The sequence below is a fragment of the Pseudomonas capeferrum genome (assembly GCF_013523055.1).
Lineage (GTDB): Bacteria > Pseudomonadota > Gammaproteobacteria > Pseudomonadales > Pseudomonadaceae > Aquipseudomonas > Aquipseudomonas capeferrum_A.
This window is the reverse complement of the sequence record NZ_JAAMQM010000013.1, coordinates 20,941-44,395: the sequence shown is the minus strand read 5'-3', so window position 1 is coordinate 44,395 and position 23,455 is coordinate 20,941. Positions and strand designations below refer to the sequence as shown.

At 61.9% G+C, this 23,455-nt stretch carries 19 protein-coding genes and 1 pseudogene; 7 read left to right on the top strand and 13 right to left on the bottom strand.

The window, feature by feature from the left end; all coding sequences use genetic code 11:
- Nucleotides 1-39 precede the first annotated feature (39 nt).
- The 8 genes from G7009_RS15810 to G7009_RS15775 all read right to left on the bottom strand — a co-directional run bounded on the left by G7009_RS15810 (nucleotide 40) and on the right by G7009_RS15775 (nucleotide 7,831).
- Complete coding sequence (locus G7009_RS15810) at nucleotides 40-1,296, bottom strand: OprD family porin (RefSeq protein ID WP_181130998.1); 1,257 nt, start codon at nucleotides 1,294-1,296, stop codon at nucleotides 40-42.
- Between the two features lie 40 nt (nucleotides 1,297-1,336).
- A complete protein-coding gene (locus G7009_RS15805; protein WP_181130997.1) occupies nucleotides 1,337-2,659 on the bottom strand; it encodes a TRAP transporter large permease in 1,323 nt (440 codons plus the stop codon).
- Entirely contained in the window at nucleotides 2,656-3,195 is a 540-nt protein-coding gene (locus G7009_RS15800) for a TRAP transporter small permease (RefSeq protein WP_181130996.1), read from the bottom strand. The genes G7009_RS15805 and G7009_RS15800 overlap by 4 nt, the downstream gene beginning before the upstream one ends.
- A gap of 9 nt (nucleotides 3,196-3,204) precedes the next feature.
- A complete protein-coding gene (locus tag G7009_RS15795; RefSeq protein WP_181130995.1) occupies nucleotides 3,205-4,254 on the bottom strand; it encodes a TRAP transporter substrate-binding protein in 1,050 nt (349 codons plus the stop codon).
- 81 nt (nucleotides 4,255-4,335) lie between these two features.
- On the bottom strand, nucleotides 4,336-5,229 hold the full coding sequence (locus tag G7009_RS15790; RefSeq protein ID WP_219856614.1) for an NAD(P)-dependent oxidoreductase: 894 nt from the start codon (nucleotides 5,227-5,229) through the stop codon (nucleotides 4,336-4,338).
- Entirely contained in the window at nucleotides 5,219-5,623 is a 405-nt protein-coding gene (locus tag G7009_RS15785) for a carboxymuconolactone decarboxylase family protein (RefSeq protein ID WP_181130993.1), read from the bottom strand. The genes G7009_RS15790 and G7009_RS15785 overlap by 11 nt, the downstream gene beginning before the upstream one ends.
- 33 nt (nucleotides 5,624-5,656) lie before the next feature.
- Nucleotides 5,657-6,823, bottom strand: a complete 1,167-nt coding sequence (locus G7009_RS15780) for an aromatic ring-hydroxylating dioxygenase subunit alpha (RefSeq protein ID WP_181130992.1) — start codon at nucleotides 6,821-6,823, stop codon at nucleotides 5,657-5,659.
- A 30-nt stretch (nucleotides 6,824-6,853) separates the two neighbouring features.
- Nucleotides 6,854-7,831, bottom strand: a complete 978-nt coding sequence (locus tag G7009_RS15775) for a PDR/VanB family oxidoreductase (RefSeq protein ID WP_181130991.1) — start codon at nucleotides 7,829-7,831, stop codon at nucleotides 6,854-6,856.
- A gap of 218 nt (nucleotides 7,832-8,049) precedes the next feature.
- On the opposite strand from G7009_RS15775, the gene G7009_RS15770 reads away from it, so the two are divergent.
- Nucleotides 8,050-8,835, top strand: a complete 786-nt coding sequence (locus G7009_RS15770; protein WP_181130990.1) for a helix-turn-helix transcriptional regulator — start codon at nucleotides 8,050-8,052, stop codon at nucleotides 8,833-8,835.
- A gap of 101 nt (nucleotides 8,836-8,936) precedes the next feature.
- On the opposite strand, the gene G7009_RS15765 is transcribed toward G7009_RS15770, so the two are convergent.
- The gene (locus G7009_RS15765; protein ID WP_181130989.1) at nucleotides 8,937-9,776 is read right to left on the bottom strand and encodes a pirin family protein; all 840 of its coding nucleotides are present in this window, start codon (nucleotides 9,774-9,776) and stop codon (nucleotides 8,937-8,939) included.
- 172 nt (nucleotides 9,777-9,948) lie between these two features.
- Between G7009_RS15765 and G7009_RS15760 the strand changes: the two genes are divergently transcribed.
- Nucleotides 9,949-10,374: a hypothetical protein gene (locus tag G7009_RS15760; RefSeq protein WP_181130988.1), complete on the top strand. Its 426-nt coding sequence runs from the start codon at nucleotides 9,949-9,951 to the stop codon at nucleotides 10,372-10,374.
- Nucleotides 10,375-11,194: 820 nt separating this feature from the next.
- Here G7009_RS15760 and G7009_RS15755 read toward each other — a convergent pair.
- Complete coding sequence (locus tag G7009_RS15755; RefSeq protein ID WP_181131111.1) at nucleotides 11,195-12,166, bottom strand: ribonuclease Z; 972 nt, start codon at nucleotides 12,164-12,166, stop codon at nucleotides 11,195-11,197.
- A gap of 128 nt (nucleotides 12,167-12,294) precedes the next feature.
- Here G7009_RS15755 and G7009_RS15750 point away from each other — a divergent pair, with 128 nt between their 5' ends.
- Nucleotides 12,295-13,095, top strand: coding sequence for a matrixin family metalloprotease (locus G7009_RS15750; protein ID WP_181130987.1), 801 nt, complete (start codon nucleotides 12,295-12,297; stop codon nucleotides 13,093-13,095).
- A gap of 71 nt (nucleotides 13,096-13,166) precedes the next feature.
- On the opposite strand, the gene G7009_RS15745 is transcribed toward G7009_RS15750, so the two are convergent.
- From G7009_RS15745 to G7009_RS15735, 3 genes and pseudogenes are all read right to left on the bottom strand, one after another.
- On the bottom strand, nucleotides 13,167-14,342 hold the full coding sequence (locus G7009_RS15745; protein WP_181130986.1) for a GGDEF domain-containing protein: 1,176 nt from the start codon (nucleotides 14,340-14,342) through the stop codon (nucleotides 13,167-13,169).
- Nucleotides 14,343-14,767: 425 nt separating this feature from the next.
- Nucleotides 14,768-15,481: a DUF72 domain-containing protein gene (locus G7009_RS15740; protein ID WP_181130985.1), complete on the bottom strand. Its 714-nt coding sequence runs from the start codon at nucleotides 15,479-15,481 to the stop codon at nucleotides 14,768-14,770.
- A 1,380-nt stretch (nucleotides 15,482-16,861) separates the two neighbouring features.
- Nucleotides 16,862-17,488: pseudogene (locus G7009_RS15735) on the bottom strand (trypsin-like peptidase domain-containing protein).
- A gap of 285 nt (nucleotides 17,489-17,773) precedes the next feature.
- On the opposite strand from G7009_RS15735, the gene G7009_RS15730 reads away from it, so the two are divergent.
- From G7009_RS15730 to G7009_RS15715, 4 genes are all read left to right on the top strand, one after another.
- Nucleotides 17,774-18,400 (top strand): (2Fe-2S)-binding protein, encoded by a 627-nt coding sequence (locus tag G7009_RS15730; RefSeq protein ID WP_181131110.1) that lies wholly within the window; start codon nucleotides 17,774-17,776, stop codon nucleotides 18,398-18,400.
- A complete protein-coding gene (locus G7009_RS15725; protein WP_181130984.1) occupies nucleotides 18,400-19,395 on the top strand; it encodes an FAD binding domain-containing protein in 996 nt (331 codons plus the stop codon). Before G7009_RS15730 ends, G7009_RS15725 begins: the two co-directional genes overlap by 1 nt.
- Nucleotides 19,392-21,623: a xanthine dehydrogenase family protein molybdopterin-binding subunit gene (locus G7009_RS15720; RefSeq protein WP_181130983.1), complete on the top strand. Its 2,232-nt coding sequence runs from the start codon at nucleotides 19,392-19,394 to the stop codon at nucleotides 21,621-21,623. Before G7009_RS15725 ends, G7009_RS15720 begins: the two co-directional genes overlap by 4 nt.
- A 204-nt stretch (nucleotides 21,624-21,827) precedes the next feature.
- A complete protein-coding gene (locus G7009_RS15715; RefSeq protein WP_181130982.1) occupies nucleotides 21,828-23,429 on the top strand; it encodes a histidine kinase famiy protein in 1,602 nt (533 codons plus the stop codon).
- Nucleotides 23,430-23,455: the final 26 nt, after the last annotated feature.

Sequence of the window (23,455 nt, the reverse complement as noted above, 5' to 3'; positions counted from 1 at the left end):
TGCGAGCGAGGCCGAAGGGTTCGCCTTCGGCCTCGTCCATTACCAGAGCTTGAGGGTATAGGTCAGGAAGATGCGGGTTTCATCGATGTCGCTGGTATAGCTGGTCCGGTACACCGCATTGCGCCATTTCATGCCCACGCCTGCCAACGGTCCGCCCTGGATCACATACGCCAGATCGATGTCGCGCTCCCATTCGCGGCCGTCGCTCAGGCCGGCGCTGCGGCGGATGTCGGTGCCCTTGACATAACGGCTCATGAAGCTCAGCCCCGGTATGCCCAAGGCCGCGAAGTCATAGTCGTAGCGCGCTTGCCAGGACTTCTCCTCGGCGGCGGTGAAGGTACCGACCGTCACCAGGTTGGCGGTATACGGCGGGGTATAACCGTTAAGGGTAGGGAAGGCGTCCTCCCCGCTCATGTGCTGATAGGCCAGACCGAAGCGGTGGCCGCCTGTTTTCAGGGTGCTCATGATATTGAAGTTGCGGTTGTCGACACTGCCGGCCAGGCCTGAGCCCTCGGTCGAGCTGTCGAAGTAACGCGCGTCGGTAATCAGCGAAACGCCTTCGCTCAAGGGCAACTGGTGCAAAAGCCCCACGTAGTGCTGCTGGTAGAAATCCTTCAGCTCACCATAGAAATAGGTAGCGCTCAGGGTCGGCGTGAGCGCGTAGGTCAGACCAGCAAGGTTGAACTCGTCGCTGTCGAAGGCGGCGCTGCGCCCTCCGATATACATGTTGTCACTGCCTGCCGACTCGCGAGTACGCGATTTCCACAGCTGCCCGGCGGTCAGGGTCAGGCCATCGATTTCCTTGGACTCGACCAGTGCACCGTCGAACGTCTGCGGCATGAGCCGCGCATCGTCGCGGAACACCACTGGCAGGGTGGGGGTCAGGATGCCGACACTGAGGAGCGATTTCGAGTAACGGAGCTTGGCGGTCACGCCCAGGTGGCTGTAGTCGTCGACCGGACGCCCGGAGGTGGGGCCATAGGGCAGGGTGCCGTCACCGCTGCGGCCGCGGCCCGAATCCAGCTTGACCCCCAGCAGACCCAGCGCATCCAGGCCCAGGCCCACCGGCCCGTCGGTAAAACCTGACTGAAAGCGGAACATGAATGCTTGTGACCAGCTGCCTGCCTGGGATTGCACCGCGCCCTGCTGGCGGAAGTCACGGTTCATGTAGAAGTTGCGAAGGTCGAGCGTAGCCTGGCTGTCATTGCTGAAGTCGGCTTGCGCGGCAGGACTGACCATCAGGCTCGCCAGCAGTGGGCCGCCCAGGCCGATCAGGAAGTTGCAGGAATGATGCATGGAGTGCTCCCCAGTTTTTATTGTTATCAGCATTGTTGGGTCAGAGGTGCAGCAGCCAGAGCGCAACGCTTGGCACCAGCAGGATCAGAACGATGCGCACCAGGTCCGAGGCAAGAAACGGCAGTACGCCTTTGGCGGTTTCCATATAGGGAACGTCGCGAGCAATCTTGTTGACGATGAACAGGTTCATGCCCAAGGGCGGATGGATCAGGCCGATTTCCACCACCATCAGGGCCAGGATCCCGAACCAGATCGATTTCTCGTCGTGGCTCATGCCGAAGAACTCCAGCCCCATGATCATGGGATAGAAGATCGGAATGGTCAGCAGGATCATCGCCAGTGCATCCATCACGCAGCCAAGCACCAGATAGATCATCAGGATGACCGAGAGCACCAGCAACGGCGCCAGGTTGCTGTCCAAGACCCACATGGCCAGGTCAACCGGCATCTGCGTCAACGCCAGGCCGGAGTTGAGCAGGTCGGCGCCAAGCAGGACCAGGAAGATCATGCCGGTCGATTGCGCGGTGCCCAGCAGACTCTTGCGCAGCCCTTCGATACCGAGATCGCCTTTGAATGCTGCCAGCAGCCCACAGGCGGCGGCACCGATGGAAGCCGCTTCGGTAGGGTTGGCCCAGCCGCCATAGATACCGACGATGACCACGAGGAACGTCATCAGGATCGGTGTGATCTGGGCAAACGACACCAGTCGTTCGTGCCAGCTGGCTTTCTGGGCGGGCTGGCAGGCCTGCTTGTCCAGATTGACGATGACACTGATGATCAGCAGGTAGCCGACTATGGCGATGACACCCGGAATCACCGCAGCGATGAACAACTTGGCGATCGACTCCTGGGTCAGCACCGCATAGATGATCAGCGGTACCGACGGCGGAATCAGAATGCCCAGCGTGCCGCCCGCGGCGACCGCTCCGGTGGCCAGTCGGTCGGAATAGCGATGTCGACGTAGCTCCGGCAAGGCTACCTGGCCCATGGTGGCGGCGGTGGCCAGCGACGATCCGCAGATCGCGCCGAACCCCGCGCACGCGCCGATCGCCGACAATGCCAGGCCCCCGCGCCAATGTCCGATAAAGGCCGACGCGCAGCGGAACAACGCCTTGGACAGGCCACCATGGGTGGAGAACTGACCCATCAGCACGAACAGCGGAATGACCGCCAGATCGTAGTTGGACAGCCGCGCGAAGGTGAGGTTGTTGAGGGTATAGAACAGCGCCTGTACATCTCCCTGGTTCATGATCAGGAAACAGGCGGCACCGGCCAACAACATGGCAATGCCGACGTGTATGCGCAGAACCAGCAATAACAGCAGGCCGCTGAAGATCCATAGGCCGATGGCCAGCGCGCTCATGTCGGCAGCTCCTGGCTGGCGAGGGACGCGTAGCAGCGACAGGCGGTGCACAGGGTCAGCAGTACCAGGCTTGGGACGATCCCCGCTAACGCCATCCACAGCGGTATCGCCAGCAACGCGCTGCTATCCAGGTTCTCGTGGGCCTCGACCACCTGTAATCCGGTGCGCCAGGTCAACAAGGCGGCAACACCGGTGAACAGCCCATACGCTATGGCATCCAGCCAACGCCGTGCCGCAGCACTGGCCCAGTTGGTAAAGGCCTCGACCTTGATGTGGTCCCCGCGAATCGCGCAATACGGCAGGAAAGCGGCAATCGCCACGGCCGCGCCCATTTCCATCAATTCCATATCGCCGTTGACCGGCATCGCCCACAGCTTGCGACCCAGAATGGAAATCAGCGACATGCCCAGCAAAAGCAGGAACAAGATGCCTCCTGCATAGGCGAACAGCCTGGCCAGTCTGTCCAACTGACGGGTTGGCCAAGGCAGACGGTGAAAGTCTGTGACAGGTTTATCCAGCGCAATGCTATGGCTCATGCTGCCCCCTTATTGCCGGCTGGCGGTTGCAGCCGCTGTCGCAGCCGCGGCGATACTGCGCAGCGACTCGACCAGTTGACTGCCGTTGATGTTCTTCTTGTCTTCGGCCCAGGTCCGGATCACGGGATCGCCGCTTTCGCGCATGCGCTGATACTGGGCATCGTCGATCACTCGGATGGCGTCTGCACCGCGCTGGAGCACCATGGCCCTGGCCCGTTCGGCCTCCTTGTCCCAGGTTCGTCCGAACCGGACCGACAGCTCACGGCCGGACTTGCGATCGATCAAGGCGCGCAGATCCGCGGGCAGGGCTTCGTAGCGTTTCTTGTTCATCAGCAGGCTGAGCAGGGAGGTGTAGAAAATCGGTTGATCGGCCTTGGGCTCGGTGTGCACGGGGGCAACTTCATCGATTTTCAGGGCAGGTATCAGCTCCCAGCCCACTAGCGCACCATCGATCACCCCCTTGGACAGAGATTCGGTCAATTGAGACGCCGGCATACTGACCGGGGAAGCACCCATGGCACTGATCAACTTGGCGGCCATGCGTGATGAGGCACGTACTTTCAGGCCTTTGAAGTCTTCCAGAGACAGCACGGGGGCATTGGCCAAGTGCAACTGGGTGCCAGCGTCGCTGTGCATGGCCAGGACCTTGTAGTCCTTGTAGTCGGCCTGCAGGGATTGCTCATAGAAATCCCAGATGATCTGCGAGCCCAGCGCACCATTGGCCGGCAACATGAACGGCAGCTCCACCGCCTCACTGCGCGGGAACCGCCCAGAGGAATAGCCCGGCACCGTCCATACAATGTCGGCGATGCCGTTGCGTACCTGATCGGGCAGCTGCGCGGGAGTGCCGCCCAACTGCATGGAGGGGTAGATCTGGCATTTGAGTCGGTTGTCGGACTCCTTGGCCAGCTCGTCACACCATGGCTGTATAGCGTTTTGCTGAGCGTTGGAGCTGGCGGGCAGGAAGTGCGCCACCTTGAGGATGTAGGTGTCGTCGGCCTGAGCCAGCGAGGCGCTGGTACAGACCATGAGCATGGTCAAGGACTTTGCGATCTTCATGACGTTACCTCTTCTTGTTATTTTCGGTCGGCCAGCGGCCATCCGTATCACGCTGGCTGACGGTTCAGGCTGCGATGGGTATCAGATGCCCAGGGCGTATTTGAAATATTCGGAGTTGTCAGCCACCTCTCCCAACTGCTGGCGAGCACGGCGCCATTCGCGCGAGGTGAGCTCGATGAAAGGGGCTGCGGCTTGGCTGGACTCAGCCATGTGTCGGGCGATACCTACGTCTTTTTCGAGTAACGAAAGCTTGAAACCGGTATTGAATTGCGCCTCCAGGATGTGCGCGGGGAAGATGTGTTCGATGGCAAAATTCTTGCCGGTGGAGGTACTCATGATGTCGACCATGGTTTTCGCCTCGAGGCCGAACAGGGCGCCGATCTTGATGGCTTCTGACGCCGCCGACAGACCGATGGCCGCCACATAGTTGTTCAATGCCTTCATGGCGTGGCCGGAGCCGACCGGGCCGGTCTCGACCACCTTGTTGCCCATGGCGCCAAGGACTGCCTTGACCTTGTCCAGCGAATAGGCGGGCGGGGCTCCAAGCATGATGGTCAAGGTGCCAGCCTCGGCACGCGGTACTGCGCCGGAGACTGGAGCATCGAGCAGCACGATCCCGGCTTCGCTCAAGGCTGCTTGTAATTGCCGGCTGTCGCTGGGATCCGAGGAGCTCATATCGATCAGCACCGTGCCGGGCTCGAGATGGTCCAGCAGACGGTCGTCCCCGTTGCCGCTACCCAGGGTCACCTCGCGCACTACCTGCCCATTGGGCAGCATGGTGATCACTATGTCGCTGGCTTCTGCCAAGTGTGCCAAGGTCGTCGCGACATGGCCGCCGACCTGCTGGTTGAAGCGTTGGCTGGTCTCGGGCTGCGAATCATGGACATGGACGTCATGGCCGGCGCGTACCAGATTGCTTGCCATGTGCCAGCCCATATTGCCCAGGCCGATGAACCCGATACGTTCATTGGCCATGATGTTCACCTGCGTTGCGCTCGGCGTGTTGCGCCAGGATAGGCTGGGCGACGATGAAGCAGTCCACCGAAGCGGGGATGCCGCAATACAGCGACACATGCAGGAACAGCTCGCGCAACTCTTCTTCGGTGGCGCCGTTGGCGAGCGCGCCGCGGGTATGGATGCCGATCTCGTGAGACCGGCCCAGTGCCGCCAGCATCGCCAGGGTCAGCAGGCTGCGTTCTTTCTTGCTGAAACCTGGACGCTGCCAGATGTTGCCGAAGCAGTGCTCGGTCACCAGTTCCTGCAGTGGACGGGTAAAGTCGGTCGCGGCCTCGATCTGCATTTCGGCTCCCTGTGGGCCGAACATTTCGCGGCGTAGGGCGATGCCCTTGTCGAATCTTTCCTGGTTCATGTGAAGCCTCTTCGGTTGTTGTTATCGATGGAGTCAAGGCGTGCCGATCGGCAATTCAGAATGTTCTGCAGTCGCTCGACAGTCGGCGCCACCTGCGCTCAGGGCTTGCCGAGCCTGGTGCTCTTGGGTGGCGCGTTTTTTCAGGTAGATCCTGGCGGCCACCGCCGGCGCGTCGCTGGCCACGGAAATTTCGTAATGACCTTCGTCCACGTCGCCCAAGCGTTCTTCCAAGGCCCCCATTCCTTCCACGTCCTCGTTGAACGCGGCAAACAGTTGCTCGTGCATGAAGTCCCCGAGCTTCTCGTCGTCCTGCGCGAAGTCGCGGCCATGGACGATGAAGTAGTGCATGGAGTTCTGGGTTTCCGGCGTGAGAATGTGTGCGGTATGGATGTGGTATTCGCTACGCGACTGCGGGCTCAGTGCCGAGTCGTAGAAGGTCACGCTGACTTGGTGCAGCCCAGGCGAGAGAAATTCGGACGTCACGATCCTGGCCGCTGTGTTGCAGCCGTCAAGGCCGGTGGTCTTGCCCCAGACCGGTGACAGGGTGGTGGGCACCACGTCGCGGATGAGCTTGTAGTGGCCTTCCTTCAGATCAAGCCGGAAGGGCGCGCTGGCGTAGTCCGGAGTGCCGATGGTGGCAGCATGCAGAAACGTCAGGTGGGTCAGGTCGAGAAGATTCTCATGCATGCTCACGTAGTTGCCGGGGTGGTGGAAATAGCCAGATGTGGATTCCCAGTTCGGCGCCTCGATCCACGGCTGACAAGGTAGGCGGGCCTCATCGGCCAGGGCCTGATCGCCCAGCCAGATCCACAGTAGCGGGCCTTTTTCGACCAGGGTGTAACGCCGTACTCCGACGCCGCGCGGGCAGGCTTTTTGCGAAGGCACCTCCACCAGATCACCGGCGCTGTCGTAGCGGAAACCGTGATAGCCGCAGATAATGTCGTCGCCCTCCAGGCGGCTGCGCGAAAGCGCAAAGGAACGGTGCGCACAGCGGTCTTCAAGCGCGATGGCTTCTCCCGCCAGCGTGCGATAGAGAACCACGCGTTTGCCCAGCAGCATGCGAGGCATCAGCTCCCGACCCACTTCATTGCTGAAAGCAGCGACGTACCATTCGTTGAAGATGAAGGGGGTGTCGCGATTGGCCAGGAGGCTGCTCGCTTTGCGAGAACTGGCGATGAGGTGTTCGCTAGGTAAAGTCATGATCGATGTCCTGAAAGGTTTCCCAAGTATTCAGAGGTCGAGTACCAGACTCGGGCTGTGGGCACGCGAGACGCAGATCAAAAGGCAGTCGCCCGCGGCACGCTCCTGATCGCTCAGGATCAGGTCACGATGGTCCGGTTCACCTTCGCAAACCCGTGTCTCGCAGGTGCGGCAGATCCCGGAACGACACGCGTATGGCGGCTCCAGGCCGTTTTCCTCCAAGGCTTCGAGGATGCTTTGCTCGGGGCCGACCCGCAGGTGAAGGCCGCTTTTGCGCAAGTGGATGTCAAAGCCGCCCGGTGCGTCGGCATGAGCCTGGGCGGTGGGCTGGGAAGGCGCGGAAAACCATTCGAAATGCAGCTGCGCGGCCACGGCCTCGCCAACGTCCCGGATAGCTGTCATCAATGGCTCCGGGCCACAGCAATAGAGTTGTTCGTCGGTGTCCAGCGAATCGATCACCCTGGCTGCGTCCAGGTAGCGGCCGTCCTGTTGGTCGGTCACATGCCACTGCACGCGAGCCGGGTCAATCTCGAGGAGTTGTTCGTAGAAGGCGGCACGTTGCAGGCTGCGTACTGAATAGATCAGCCGCCAGGGTCGCTCTTCACGCTGGCACCAGCGGATCATCGCCAGGATGGGAGTGATGCCTATGCCTCCGGCAACGAAGCAGTAACGCTGAGCCTGTGGGTCGAGCATGAAGTTGTTGCGTGGCACGCTGGTCTGCAGGCGATCGTCGTGGCGCAGCGAAGCGTGGATGAACCGCGAGCCGCCTCGACTGTTCGCGCTCAGGCCCACGGCGATCAGGTAACGGTGGCGCTCGATGCAATCATTGAGCAGCGAATAATGGCGGATCAGGCCGTTGCGCAAGAACAGCTCCAGGTGGGCGCCTGGGGTGAAAGCAGGCAAGTCGCGGCCGTCAGGGGCCACCAGCTCAAGAACGGCAACGTCCTTGGCTTCGGCCCACACACGTTTGACTTGCAGTTCCAAGCGATCGAGGGGGAGGCTTGTCATTGTTGTTTTCCCTTTGCTTTGCCTGGCCCGTAGCAGGAGGCCAGCACATCCGATGGGTGCAGACTAACCAGTTACGGCGTTGCCGCTGTCCTCCGAGAAGAGGACAGTATTGCCAAGGGAGGGCTAGATTGATAACTTGTTAACGATGTAGCTGGCAGCAGATGGCCATCTACACTGAGCTGGGCCTGTCCTCTACTAAAACAACAATGGACCTCGCCATGATCGATGTTTGGAATGCCGCCCATAGTGCATGCCATGAACCCGCCAGCTTCGCTGACGTTGTCTGCAACATGGGCCAGGAAGGTTTCGAGCGGTCCTTGTTCGACTGCCTGGGACAATCGCTCGACGCTCGTCACTTCACCCTTATCCGTATGGACAAAGGTCAACCGAGCTTGCTCTTTGCCGGTACCCGGCACGCCGACAGGCAGCTGGTATGGCGCTGCTGGCACGCCTATTCGCACTACCTGCATCGCCACGATCCGCTGTTCAAACGCATGCCTGAGCAACAGCGCGACAATGGCGGCCTGCTGGTGGGGCATCTGTTGGCCGAGGACATCGAGTTCAGCCCTTATCGACAGGACCTTTACCAGAACAATGGCATGAGCGAGCGCTTGTCCAGTTTGCAGTGGGAACACGATGGCGTGCCGGTGCTGTTCAACCTGTACCGGCATCGAGAAGATGGGCATTTCAGCGATCGGGCCATCGCCTCTTTCGAACAGCTGGCACCTGTGCTGCTGCAATTGCTGCGCGGGCATATGGCGATACGACGCAACCAGGCTGCGACTGGGGCCCAGCAGTGGCGCATGGTGTTACAGCGCAAGGCGCCAGGCTTGTCCGAGCGAGAAGAGGAGATCTGCCTGTGGTTGCTGCAAGGCCTGACCTACGCGGGTATCGCCGCCATGCTGGGTATAAAGGAAACTACGGTGAAGACCTACCGCAACCGGGCATTCGAGCGGCTGGATATTCATTTTCGTAATCAGTTGTTTGCGCTGGTGCAGGAGTAGGTCGCATCAGGATCGATCAAAGACTGGCGAAGGTGCGCGCTTGTTAGCGCGGCCTTGGCATCCCAGTATCCGAACCCTGCTATTTTTCGGCGCTCCGTGAACTAGAATCTACCGTTCTGATAATCCTCGATAGCCTGCTGGATCTCTTCGCGCGTATTCATCACGAATGGCCCATAGCTGACAATGGCTTCTTTAAAGGGGGCAGCATGGCCGTAGAGCAGCGTGGTGGCGGTTTCGGCCGTAATTCGTAGCTGATCGCCATCATCGCTCAGTTGCACGAGGTGGTGTTCCAGCAAGGTTGTCCCCGCGGCCTGGGCCTGGCCCTTGACCATGTAGCAGAACACTGTGTGACCCACGGGTGCCGGCAGGTCGATCGTCGCCCCAGAAGCCAGGTCCACGGTCAGCATGCAGACATCGGTCAGCGAACGCAGGGCGCCTTGCACGCTTTCATACATCCCGGACACTACGCCGACGCACACACCCTCGCTTCGCACATGCGCAATGTCTTCGCGTTGCAGCCCTGTGTAGGCTGGCGTGGTCATCTTGAGCCGGGCGGGCAGGTTGATCCATAGCTGCAGGATCTCGAGCCGCCCGCCACTGTTCTTGAACGACTGTGGCGACAATTCCGAGTGCACCAGGCCCGAGCCCGCGGTCATCCACTGCACGCCACCGGCGTGGATGACACTTTCATGATTGCCACTGTCATGGTGCGCAAGCTCGCCGTCCAGGATGAAAGTGACGGTCTCGAACCCCCGATGCGGATGCGGTCCGAAGGGCAGTCCTGCATTGTGGGGCGGATAGAATTGCGGGCCATGGTGGTTCAGGAACAGAAAGGGATCGAGGTGCGGCAGTGTTGGCCCTGGCAAAGGCCGGCGCGTGACGAGGTCACTGATGTCGTCGCGATGGGCGGGATGCTGGTCGATGACTGTTCGGTAGGTCATGGTCTCGTACTCCAAAGGCGAAACATAGGATAACCCGACAGGACGGACGACTGGATGCCGTGTCGGCGGCTCGAGGGGAAACGGGCGACGATGCCGCTTTCGCTGGTAGTGGCTGGGAGCTGCAGGACGGGTGCTCGGCGCGTTAACATGACTCCTTTTGCAGGAGGCAGCCATGCGACGTTTGGTCAAACCCTCGGATTACGTGCCGACCGACATCCTGGGAAGGTCGGCCTACATCATTCCCTGGGAAGAAAGGCTGTGCCCCGGCAATCCCGCGGACGATCCCGAAAGCGGCGCGCGGCAATACAACGAATTCGCCCTGGCTGAAGCCAATGGCCACCGCGAGCGATCACCCGAGGAGCAAGTGACCGATATCATCGAGTGGGCGATCGCGACGCCCGGTGAGGCAGCCCGCAAGCTGGCCGCTGATCTTGCAGCGGCCTACCAGGGCAAGTATCGGTTTCGCCTCGACGATCTGGAGCGTTGGGACGTGGAGACCAAGTCGTATCGTTCGGACCTGGCTTTTCGTAACGATGACCTGCGCAATCTTTCGGCCAGCAAGGTGATGGCGTTGCGGAGCAGGTCGACCTCGACCTGAGGAGAGGGCGGCAAGCCATCGATGGATCAGTCCTGGTCGCCGGGCGCTTGGCTGAAAGCCGTCATGTCCAGCCAAGTATTCAGCGCGGCCCTGAAGGTTCTCGAAGATGGCGCTGGCAAAGTGCTGTTCGAACGGACCGCTCGAGGCCTGCAGCCTACCCAGGCGAGCTGCGAAATGCTTTATCCCGGCGCGCCGCGCCATCTCTTGCTGAAGGTCACTCCAGCTGAGCGATTTACGGGACGTCCGTTTGATGCTGCCCCTGGCCGACACACCGGCGAGGTCGCTGCTCGATGCGCTCCTTCACAGTGTCGGGCTTGCGCCGCCCGAGCCGGTAGTGGAGACGGGCAGCACGGCGATCATTCGCGGCATGCTGATGCGCTCCGACATGCAGGCGTGCAGTTCCCACTGGCTGGAACCCGAGGGTAACGTACTGCTGCCTGGCGTAGCCACGGCTGCTAGGTTGGCGGGGCGATGGCATTGTCAAGCGAGTCCTTCGGACTCGATCGCGGGCGGTCCGGCGTCCCGGCAAGCCCCGCTCGCCACCGGTCCAGTGCAAGTCATAAGAATTTGAAGCGCCTCTAGGGCTCCTGGTCGATGCTGATGTCCTGGCCTAAGCGAGTCTCAGTGGCGAGGTGGGCTTGCCGGGACGCCGGTCCGCCCGCGATCGAGTCCGAAGGACTCGCCTGGCAATAGAGGCTGCGAGGCCAGCGCCCCAGAGGCGGAAACACGGATTAAAAGCAGCGAGCGCTCCTCTGCGTCCGTGTCAAAAGGTCCGGCCATTGATCGGCTCATATCCTCCGACCCACCGCTTACCCGCGTTTCAACGTCGCTCGATTTCCTTCAACTCGAGCCGCCCATCTCGCCCCAGATGGTAACGCTGCAGATCGCTCGCCAGGATCAACCGACCGTTGTACTGCCTGGCTGCCTCTTCGCGGATATCTTCGATGGAAGGGCTGCGTTGCGGGTTGGCCTGGTAACGGGCACTGAAGTGGGCCAGCACCAGGTTCGGCACGCCCGCGGTCTCGGCGAAGCGCGCGATCGCCGAGGCGGAACTGTGTCCATAGCTGGTGCGGTTGCGTTCGATGACCGGTTGGGTGAAGGTCGCCTCATGGACCAGCACATCGGCTCCCGGCGCCACGTCGGCCAACAGCTCCGGGGTGTCGTTGTCGCCGCAGACGATCACCCGCCTTGCCGGCCGCGTCGGATGCAGGTAGTCCCGGGCATACAGCAGGCGTCCGCCATGCTCTATCGAATGCCCTCTGGCAAGCTCGCCCCACAGCGGCCCTCGTGGAATGTCTTCGGCCTGCAGGCGTTGCACATCCAGTCGCGGATTGGGATCGCTTTCGTCGAAGACGTAACCATGGGACGGTACCCGATGGGAGAGCCGGACCGTGTTGACCTCCACATTGCCACTACGCCAGCCAGCAAGGGTTTCGACCGCATGCATGCGCAGCTCGAAGGGCAGGTGCGAGTCGCTTACCTCCAGGCCCAGTCGAACCCACTCCCGCAGGGCTGCCGGTAATATCAGGTCCAGCGGCTGGGTACGTCCGGAGGCGCCGGCGCTGGACAGCAGTCCGGGCAGGCCGAAGCAGTGGTCACCATGGACATGGGTGATGAAGATTCCCCGCAATTCGTGCAATGACAGCGCGGTGCGCAGCACCTGATGCTGGGTGGCCTCGCCGCAGTCGACCAGATACCAGCCGCGGCCCGAGGATTCGATCACGGCGGTGGCGCTGACATTCCGGGCCCGAGTGGGTACGCCGGCCGAGGTACCGAGAAACTGCAACTCCATTACACGCTCCTCACGCTTGATGTCTCGCTGATTGCTGTCAGCCTTGCCGGATTGCAAACCCGGTAATTTCTTCGACACTCCATAGCGACTCTTTTCTGCACTCATCTCATCCAACAGGAGTGAACCCCATGGCGCCAAAGATCCGATCCAGCAGCAAGAACGCGCCCGCCGATCCGTTCCGCTTGAAGGCCGACGCGATCGTACCCGCCGACGAGGACTCGCAGGTCCATCGCTACGGGGCGGGCGAACACATCATCTGCGACACCGAATCGCGCGGCTGTGTCCGCAATATCGCCGAACTGCAACTGGACGCGACCCAGGGCTTCATTCCGCTCTGGGCCGAAGGCGCCATCCTCAGGTGGCGGTTCAAGGAGCAATCGCTCGCCAGGTTCGAGGCGCCCGAGGAAGTGAAGGCAAAGATCGAGGCGTTGCTTTGTCAGGCGCTGCGCGCATGGGGCGACGCCGTGCCGGTCGCGTTCGCCAGGGACGACGATGCCTGGGATTTCCAGATCGTCATCCAGGAGATCGAACGCTGCGACGCGCAGGGTGCCTGTGTGCTGGCCAGTGCCTTCTTCCCCGATCCCGGACGCCACGACCTGGTGATCTACCCGACCTTGTTCAAGCAGGATCTGGCCGAGCAGGTGGAAACCATTGCCCATGAGCTTGGCCATGTATTCGGCTTGCGCCATTGGTTCGCCCCGCAGCACGAAGCGGCGTTTCCCTCGATCCCCTACGGCTCGCGAAAACGCGTCTCGATCATGAACTATGGCCCTGACAGCCAGTTGACGGATGAAGACCGCAACGACCTGATAGCGCTCTATGCCGATGCCCGGAGCGGCAAGCTCACGCATATCAACGGCACCCCGATTCGCTTGGTGGCGCCGTTTCATACATTGCGGGAACGGTCTCCGGTCGTGGCGATGGTTTGAGCGTGCGCGGCAGATGCCGCGCTGGCCAGGGCGCTGGAGCAGGACCTTTTTGTAGGTTCTGTCCCGAATCGTTAGCCCTGCAGCCGCTCGGGGCTGCTGCGGGTGCGATCGACGAGACGGATACTGTCGCGCCCGCCGCGCTTGGATTCATAAAGCGCCGTGTCGCCAAGCTCGATCAGTGCAGCCAGGCTCGCGGGTGGCTGGTCGAACAACGTGGCGCCGATGCTCAGCGTTACCGCTTCCGGGGTGGGGAACGCCTCGGAGGCGGCTTGGTGAAACTGTCCACGCAGTGCGCCGCCCAGCCCATGAATCTGTTCGTTGGAGGTGTCGCTCAGCAGCATCACGAACTCGTCACCGCCCAAGCGGGCCGCCAACGCACGCTCCGGCAGCACCGAACGGATCATCTCGCTGAGCGTGACCAGCAATCGGTCCCCCGCAGCATGCCCGTAAAGGTCGTTGACCAGCTTGAAGTTGTCGATATCGATCAGCAGCAAGGCGCCTTGCCTGGTTTTCGAGACCTCTTCCAGCAGGCGCGGTGCCCGCACCTCGAGGGCCCGGCGATTGTACAGGGCCGTCAGCGGGTCGCGGGCCGCCAGGCGAGCGATGCGCTTTTCCCGGCGATAACGCTCCGTGCCCGTCATCGACAGGGCGATGAGCATGATGGCCATGGCGCCTTCGACCAGCGAGATCTGGATGATTTCACCACGGAAGGCCGCCAGGTTGATGAAGGTACCTGGGAGGGTGGCCAATACCGTCTTGGCGAGATAGAACAGCCCGTGCGCCAGCAGCACGTAACGCAACTGAACCGCGCCGACGCTCAGCGACCTGCCATGAGGCCGCAGCAGGAAGCTTGCCCGCAGGGTCAGCAAGGCGACCAGCAGCGAATTGACCAGCAGCATGATCTTCGACCACGGCTCGGCGCTGGGCAGGAGCAACATTGCGAGCCAGGCGGCGAAGACCAGGTACCAGGCGCGCGACAGGCGTGTTTCGGTAAAGCGTGCGACACCTAGCAGGAACAGCCAGTGCGCGGTGACCAACAGCCCGTTGGCGAACCAGATACCGATCAGCAGGAAACCGCTACCGCGCAGTAGCGCCAGGGTCGAGCCGACGGTGATGGTGGCGAAGCCCGCGCTCCAGAACAGCAGGGAGGGTTCACGCACGCTGCCCCATTCGATCGCCAGGTACAGCGCGGCAGCCGCTGCGAGAGCGATGGTGATTGTCAGCATTGTGGGAGGGTCTAGCGCCATGGCTTGGCTGGCCTTTCTGGGTTGCGATGTAAGGCGCGATTGTAAGCGTTTGCGGCGACCTTTCGCAGGCGTTGCCAGGCCTGCTGTCGGATGGCGAAGGTGCGAATGAGTTGGTCCCGCTGGCTGATGCCGGTCAGTCGAACCAACAAGCTTTCAATTCAGATGCTGAAGCTTAGCGTCAGTTTCTGGAATTCTCTGTGAGGCTGATGGCCTATCGCGGGACAAGACGCATCGGCGAACCGCCGCTCGCCACCTGGAACCTGTGCTTGCCATGCCGTGCACCGGTGATGAGTGGCGGTTCGCCGATGCGTCTTGTCCCGCGATAGCCATCAGCATCAAAAAAGTTAGAGGTCTACCAGGCGGGTATCGGAATCGAAAACCGGATGCTTTCCTTGAGTGGCCAGGGTCGAACTCGTCGCCTGCCTTCAGCGCACCAACGCCTGCATTTCCAAGGCATCACCCACAGCGGCATCCGCGGCCGTATTGTCGAAAATGCACCAGGTCGGTCTACCGGCGCTCGCGCTGGCCATCAGTTCTGGCGCAAGCTTCTGCAGCCAGTCGCTGGGGTAGTCGCTGTAGTACACCTTGGGCGATCCATGCAGGCGCCAGTACACCAGACCAGGCCAGCCGCGAGGCGCGGCGTCGGCACCGTATCGCGACGGATCCGCCGCCACCTGCGCGATTTGCATGTCTATCAGCAAAGGCTCCGCGGCGATCCAGGTGCGATGGCGCGGCTCGATTGCCACATGGCCGGTGAAATGGTTTCGTAGTTGGCCAAGAAATCGCTTCACCAGCTCCGGTTCATAGACGAGCGAGGGCGGCAGTTGAACCAGCAGGCAACCCAGGCGCTCGCCCAGCTCGCCACATTGATCCAGAAAAGTGATCAATGCGGGTTCGCAATCGACCAGACGCTGTTCGTGGGTGATGTGCTTCGGCACCTTGACCGAGAAGCGGAAGGTTTCGGGCACGGACGCTGCCCAGCGCGCGTAAGTGGCCGGTCGGTGAGGACGGTAGAAGGAGCTGTTGATTTCGACGGCATCGAGCGTACTGGCGTAACGCTCCAGATGGCTGCCTTGGGTCGAGAAGTGTTCGGCTTGAGTGCGTGAAAGGCTCCAGCCGGCGCAGCCTAGATGAATCATGATGGCATCCTTGTCCTGCGGGGATGCTTCAGTGGATCGTCTGCTCGGGAGGTGCGTTCATTTTGTCTGGGTGCGGCTGGCGAGGCGTGTCAGTGGGGGAGTGTGGTGTGCTTGCTATTCTCTGGCCGCTTCGGGGCATATCGCAGGGCAAGCCAGCTCTCATAGAACAAACGCTACCTCACTGATTGGCAGGACCCTGTGGGAGCGGCGGTTTGCCGGTGGGATTTACCCGCGAACACCGGCGAAGCCGGTGCCATAGTGGGAGCGGGTTTACCCGCGAATGCGATGTTGGGTTCACCGCCGTATTCGCGGGTAAACCCGCTCCCACCGGAGTTAGGGTGGCCTGGCGAATGCGGTCCATGCCTGTCGCCTGCTCACGAGCAACCCGCTGGCCTGCCTCGGACACATTCGGCGGCTGTTCTCTAATCCAGTGGGAGCGGGTTTACCCGCGAAGACGGCGGTGAACCAACATCGCCTTCGCGGGTAAACCCGCTCCCACTGGAGTCGGGGTAGCCTGGCGATGCAGGTCCATGCCTGTCAGCTGCTCACGAGCAACCCGCTGGTCTGCCTCGGACACATTCGGCGGCTGTTCTCTAACCCTGTGGGAGCGGGTTCACCCGCGAAGACGGCGGTGAACCCCAACATCGCATTCGCGGGTAAACCCGCTCCCACTGGAGTCGGGGTAGCCTGGCGAATGCAGGTCCATGCCTGTCGCCTGCTCACGAGCAACCCGCTGGCCTGCCTCGGACACATTCGGCGGCTGTTCTCTAACCCTGTGGGAGCGGGTTCACCCGCGAAGACGGCGGTGAACCCAACATCGCATTCGCGGGTAAACCCGCTCCCACTGGAGTCGGGGTGGCCTGGCGAATGCAGGTCCATGCCTGTCGCCTGCTCACGAGCAACCCGCTGGCCTGCCTCGGACACATTCGGCGGCTGTTCTCCTAACCCTGTGGGAGCGGGTTTACCCGCGAATACGGCGGTGAACCCCGACATCGCCTTCGCGGGTAAACCCGTTCCCACTATGGCACCGGCTTCTCCGGTGTTCGCGGGTAAATCCCATCGGTGAACCGCCGCTCACCACCCGTATGCGGTATGGCGAAGACCACGCACCCGGTGGCGAGCGGGCTTGACCCGCGATAGGGCAGCAGCCTCACAGAAGGTTCGTCGCGGGACAAGTCGCATCGGCGAACCTCACGAAAGGTTCGAAAGCTGCAAGACAAGTTTCAGCATATGAAACGAATGCTTTTCCTTGACTGACTGGCATCAGGCACGTGCCAGCATGTTCTCGATCCACTAACGTCGGCCGTAACCCGAACACGCGGTATGCGTGTTCGGCCACATACACGTGTAGCGAAACTTTCGAGGGCCGATGCGCGCCGATCAATGACCCGAAGTCGCCGCTACATATCCCTTGATCGCTTCCGGTCGCGGAGCAGGCGCCGACTTGCGAGCCAGCGGATATTGATAGCGGCGCCATTCCTTGTCGATTTCATTGAACGACATGAACACGCTGACGCGTTCGCTGCCTGCCAGGTCGGGCCGGTTGAGGGCGTTGATTTCGCTCTTCGAGATATAGGCAATGTTGATTCCGACGACCTTGCCGTCGTCGGCAAAGACCGGGCCACCCGAAATGCCCTTGACTATCGGACCGTCATGAACCGAGTAGAAGACGCTTCCGGGCGTATCCTTCAGTCGGACCAGGGAAGCTGGGGTGCGCCCCGTACCTTTCACCGGCATCATCATGCTGTTGAACCCCACCGCGGTGACCGTCTCGCCTGGGACGTACTGGCGCCATAGAGGAGCTTGCATCGCCTTGTGCCTGATGAAGACCACGTCACCCAACCCTTCATGCGCAACACCCTTCAAGAATGGGGTGTGGCTTGGCGGTGACGGCGTAATCCTCGTTCCACAGGATCGCCGACGCCATCAGCATCATGGGCAGGGGGCCCCGGAGGTAACCACGAAGGCCTGGCTGTAGACGGGATCGGAAACGAAGGAGTTGGGCATTCCATTGCATCCACTAAGCAGCGTCAGTACTGGATCCAAGTTTGACAATCCGAACAAGTACACCTGTTGGTCTAGCGCTAAAGAGAACTGCAACTAAAATCATTAATTCGCCCCGGCAGGTCGTAGCCGAAAGCTCAGCTGCGTACCCGTCCAGGCCAAGCGTTCTTGCCTCAAGCGCCCGAAAAGAGGTCGCGCCAGGCGCCCCTGAACCGGCCAGCCAATGAGGATGCAACAGTGACCGATCCGACAGACAAGCACACGGGCGACCCTGATCGCTCCGATCAGATGTTCCAGGAGCTGATGGCGCCTTCAAGGCGAAACTTCCTGCGTACCATCGGGATTTCCGGCGTCGCGGCGGCTACCGCGCCAATGTGGACGCAAGCGGCGCAGCTCGAAAAGCCTATCGATGACACCGAGATCCCATTGGCCAAGGGCGAGCAGCGCATTACCCTCAAGGTCAACGGTCAGCCCCATACGCTCAACGTCCCCGGCAATGCCGTCCTGCTCGATGTACTGCGGGATCGCCTGCACCTGACCGGCACCAAGAAAGGTTGCGACCACGGTCAGTGCGGTGCCTGCACCCTGCACGTCAACGGACAGCCGGTGAATAGCTGTCTTTCCCTTGCCGCCATGCACGAAGGCGACGAGATCACTACCATCGAAGGGTTGGAGCAGAATGGTCAGCTGCACGCGATCCAGGAAGCCTTCTGGGCCCATGACGCGTTTCAGTGCGGCTATTGCACCTCGGGCCAGATGATGACCGCCGCCGCCATCATCAAGGATCCGAACATCGGCGCGGACGATGCCAGTGTGCGCGAGGCCATGAGCGGCAACATCTGCCGCTGCGGCGCTTACAAGAACATCCTCGCCGCGGTGCAGGATGCCCGCGGCAAAGTTGAAGGAGCCCGCTGATGAGAGCCCTGGAATATACCCGTGCCACCAGCCCCGAGCAGGCCGTCGCCACGCACGCCCAGGACAAGGCCAGCGCTTTCCTCGCCGGCGGCACCACCTTGCTGGACCTGGTCAAGCTCGACGTGATGCAGCCCGATCGGGTCGTGGACGTGCATGCCCTGGGCCTTGACCAGATCGAAACCCTGAACGACGGGCGCACGCGCATCGGCGCCATGGTCACCAATACCCAGCTGGCCCATCATCCGCTGATCAAGCGCGATTACCCGGTGCTTTCCCAGGCGTTGTTGTCGGGCGCGACTACTCAGTTGCGCAACAAGGCGACCACGGCCGGCAACCTCATGCAGCGGGTGCGTTGCAATTACTTCCGTGATGGCGTGTCGGCCTGCAACAAGCGTGCGCCAGGGTCGGGGTGCGCGGCCATCGGCGGGCACAACCGCAGCGTGCATGCCGTGCTTGGCACCAGCGATCAATGCATCGCCAGCCACCCTTCGGATATGTGCGTCGCCATGGCGGCGATCGGCGCCACCGTGCAGGTGCAGGGCCCGTCGGGCCGACGCGAGATCGACTTTCAGGACTTCCACCTGCTGCCGGGCACCACGCCCTGGAAGGAACATGCCCTGGAGGCCGGCGAGCTGATCACCCACGTCACGCTGAACGCGCCGCTTCCAGGCAGTACCAGCGCCTATCTGAAGCTGCGCGACCGAGCGTCCTACCAGTTCGCCCTGGCGTCCAGCGCGGTCATCCTGGTTCTGGAGGGCCAGGTCATCCGCGAGGCCCGCATCGCGCTCGGGGGCGTGGCGACCAAGCCGTGGCGCGCGCTCGATGCCGAAGGCGCGCTGCGGGGCGCCACCGCCTCGCCGGAACGCTTCGCCCAGGCGGCGGCGCTGGCCCTGCAAGGAGCGGTGCCTTACTCACATAACGCCTACAAGATCCCGCTCGGCCAGCAGGCGATAGTGCGTACTCTCACTACCCTGACCATGGGAGGTGTGGCATGAGCGATTCAATGATGGGGGCATCCCCGCGGCGTATCGACGGTCGATTGAAGGTCACGGGTGGGGCGCACTATGCCGCCGATCAGCATCCGTCCGGCATGGTCTTCGCTTATGGCGTCTACAGCACGGTGGCCAGCGGCACGATAAGCAAACTGGATATCGACGCCGCGCGCCGTTCGACTGGTGTCATCGACATTCTTCATCACGGTAATTTCCCACAGGCGTTCCATACCTCGCCCGTGCCGTTTTCCCTGGCGGGCGTGCTGACTGGCTCGCGCACGGACGAAAAGCGCCTGCCTTTCGAGGACAACGTGATCCGTTACGCCGGGCAGTTCGTCGCCCTGGTGGTGGCCGACACCTTCGAACACGCCCGCGAGGCGGCCTACAAGGTCAAGGTCGGCTATACCAGCACACCGGCAATCGCCACGCTTCAGCAAGGGCTGAAGCAACGAGCGCCCGGCGATGGAGGTCAGGGCCACAAGCGCGGCGACCCGGAGGCAGGTTTCAAGGGAGGCGCGCAGACCCTGGATGCCACCTACACCACGCCCGTCGAGACGCACAACCCGATGGAAATGCATGCCACCGTGGCGATGTGGGAGGGCGGCAGGCTCGTGGTGTACGAGTCCACCCAGTCGGTGGTCGTGCACCGCAATACCCTGGCCCAGGCCTTCGGCCTGCCCACCGAGCGGGTGGAGGTTCGCGCGCCCTATATCGGCTCGGGCTTCGGTAGCAAGTTGTGGATGTGGCCGCATTCGGTGGCTGCCTGCGCCGCCGCCAAGGTGGTCGGCCGGCCGGTGCAACTGGTGGTGCCGCGAGCGCAGATGTTCACCACCACCGGGCATCGTCCGCAGACGCAACAACGCATGCGCCTGGCGGCCGACGCAGAAGGCAAGCTGGTTTCTCTGCGCCACGAGTCGCTGAACACCACCGGCTTCGGCGACCAGTACGTCGAGAATTGCGGCGGCATGAGCGCCAGCCTGTATTCCTGCGCCAATGTCGAGATCACCCACGGCACCGTGCAGGTCAATCGCGGCGCGCCGACATCGATGCGCGCGCCGGGCGCGGCGCCGGGCCTGTTCGCGCTGGAGTCGGCGATCGACGAACTGGCCGAGAAATGCGGTCTGGACCCGCTCGCCTTCCGCCGGCTCAACTACGCCGAGCAGAACGAGCAGGAGAAGCTGCCCTGGTCCAGCAACCATCTGCGCGAAGCACTGGAGCAGGGTGCCAGGCGATTTGGCTGGGACAAGCGCAGCCCGGGCATCGGCAGCATGCACGAGGGTCACGAGGTGATCGGCTACGGCATGGCGCAGTGCAACTGGGATGCCTTGCGCACACCCGCGCAGGCACGCGTGTCGCTCAAATCCGACGGTCGCGCCGAGGTGTTCTGCGGTGCCCAGGATATCGGCACCGGCACCTACACGGTGATCGGCCAGTGTGTCAGCGAACTCACCGGGCTGCCTCTGGAGAAGATCACGGTGCACCTGGGCAATTCGAGCTTTCCGCCAGCGCCGGTTTCCGGCGGTTCGTGGCTGACCGCGAGCGTCCTGCCGGCCGTGGCCGAGGCGACGCGCATGGCCCTGGAGCAGCTCAAGGGCTTTGCCGCCACCGCGGAGGGTGGCCTCAAAGGTGCCAAGCCGACAGAGATCAAGGTGGTCGACGGCCAACTGGAGCAGGGCGATACCCGCCTGGCCTTCGCCGAGGTGCTGAACCGTCTCAAGGTCGCCAGCGCCGACGGCGAGGCCCGTACGGGCATGGCCGAGGCAGGCAAGCACGCGTTCAGCTCCTTCGGGGCCCACTTCGTGGAGGTACGCTGGGACCCCGGCATTTCAAGACTGCGGGTATCGCGCGTGGTCAGTGCGATCGACGTGGGCAAGATCATCAATGCCAGGACGGCGCGCAACCAGGTCGAAGGGGCCATTGTCATGGCTATCGGCATGGCGTTGTTCGAAAGCACCGACTATGACGAGCGTGACGCCATGCCGGTAAACAACAACTACGCGGAGTATGTAGTCCCCGTGCATGCCGACCAGCCGGACATCGACGTGATCCTGCTCGATTATCCGGACTACAAACTCAACGAATTCGGCGCCCGCGGAATCGGTGAGATCGGCGTGACCGGGCTCGCCGCCGCAGTGGCCAACGCGGTCTATCACGCCACTGGCAAGCGGGTGCGCGATCTACCGATCAGCTTGGAAAAGTTGATGGACGCAGTGCCCCACTTACCTGCTTGAAAACCGCTCCCCTGACGTGGCGATAAGCCACACCAGGGGAGCGTGGATTTTTTGAAATCCGAGGGAAACCGCTGGCAGTAATGGCAAAGTGAAATAAAATCCTGTACAAAATTATCGAGACGTAGAACTTTACAAGGTTCGACCGCTCGAACCGTGCACGGGTTTGCCGTATGGCCGACCGTTACTCCTCAGTTAGGTCAAGCGATGCCAAACAGCGGTAAGCAGAATTTTCGTGTTGATAATGCCTCTTCCGGCGACATCTCCGGCTCTGGCAAGAACATCTTTTTTGCCGCCGTTGAAACGACTCGCATGCCCATGATCGTCACCGATCCCAAGCGCGACGATAACCCCATCATTTTCGCCAACCAGGCGTTCCTCGAGATGACAGGCTATGCCGTCGAGGAAATCCTGGGGCACAATTGCCGCTTCCTGCAAGGCCCCGAAACGGATCAGGCAGTCATTTCACAAGTGCGCGAAGCGATCGCCAGCGAGCAGGAGCTGGCGGTCGAGATCATCAACTATCGCAAGGACGGCTCCACGTTCTGGAATGCGCTGTTCGTCTCTCCGGTCTACAACGATGCCGGAGAGCTGATCTATTTCTTCGCTTCCCAGCTCGATGTCAGCCGCCGCCGCGACGCCGAGGAGGCGCTGCACCAGGCGCAGAAGATGGAAGCCCTGGGTCAGCTGACGGGTGGGATCGCGCATGATTTCAACAATCTGCTCCAGGTCATGATCGGTTACCTGGACGTTCTCGATCGGGCCACTTCCAAGCCAGACTCGGACCCGGAACGTATCCGCCGCAGCGTACGCAATGCCCGTAATGCCGCCGATCGCGCTGCTACGCTCACCCAGCAACTGCTGGCGTTTTCCCGCAAGCAGAAACTCGAAGGCCGTGTCCTCAATCTCAACGGCCTGGTCCGAGCGTTCCAGGAGCTGGGCGAGCGCACCCTGGGACAGACCAGCCTGCAACTGAGGCTCGAGGAGTCACTGTGGAATTGCCGCATCGACCCGACGCAGGCCGAAGTGGCATTCCTCAACATCCTCATCAATGCGCGGGATGCGCTGGAAGGCAGGGCGCATGCCGCCGTGCATATCGATACGCGCAATGTGGTGGTCGAGGACCACGGCCTGTCCTATGACGGCCTGGTCCCTGGCCGCTACGTCAGTATCGCGTTCACCGACAACGGTATCGGCATGCCTGACAGTATCCGCACGCGCGTGATGGACCCGTTCTTCACCACCAAGGACGAAGGGAAAGGCTCCGGGCTCGGTTTGTCCATGGTGTACGGGTTCGTCAAGCAATCCGGCGGCACCGCGCGCATCGCTTCCGAGGAGGGCGTCGGTACGACGCTGCGCCTGTATTTCCCCGCCGACGATAGCCAGATACTCCATCACCCCTCCAAGGAAAGAGCCAGCGAGCGTAGCGGCACCGAGCGCATCCTGGTCGTCGAGGACCGGCTGGATGTAGCGGAACTGGCGAAGCTGGTCCTCGAGGACTACGGCTATGTCGCCGAAATCGCCAGGGATGCGCGTGAAGCCCTGAAGATGCTGGAGTGCAAGGACTACAGCCTGCTGTTCACGGACGTGATCATGCCGGGTGGCATGAATGGTGTGATGCTGGCCCGCGAAGCGCGGCGCCGAAAGCCGGACCTCAAGGTGTTGCTCACTACCGGCTATGCGGAAAGCTCGCTCGAGCGCACCGATGCCGGTGGCAGCGAGTTCGATGTCATCGCCAAGCCTTATGTTCCCAGCGACCTGGTCAGGAAGGTGCGCCAGGTTATCGAAGGGCCGACCGGCGTTGTCTGAACGGGGCTGACAACGCGATCAGCCCT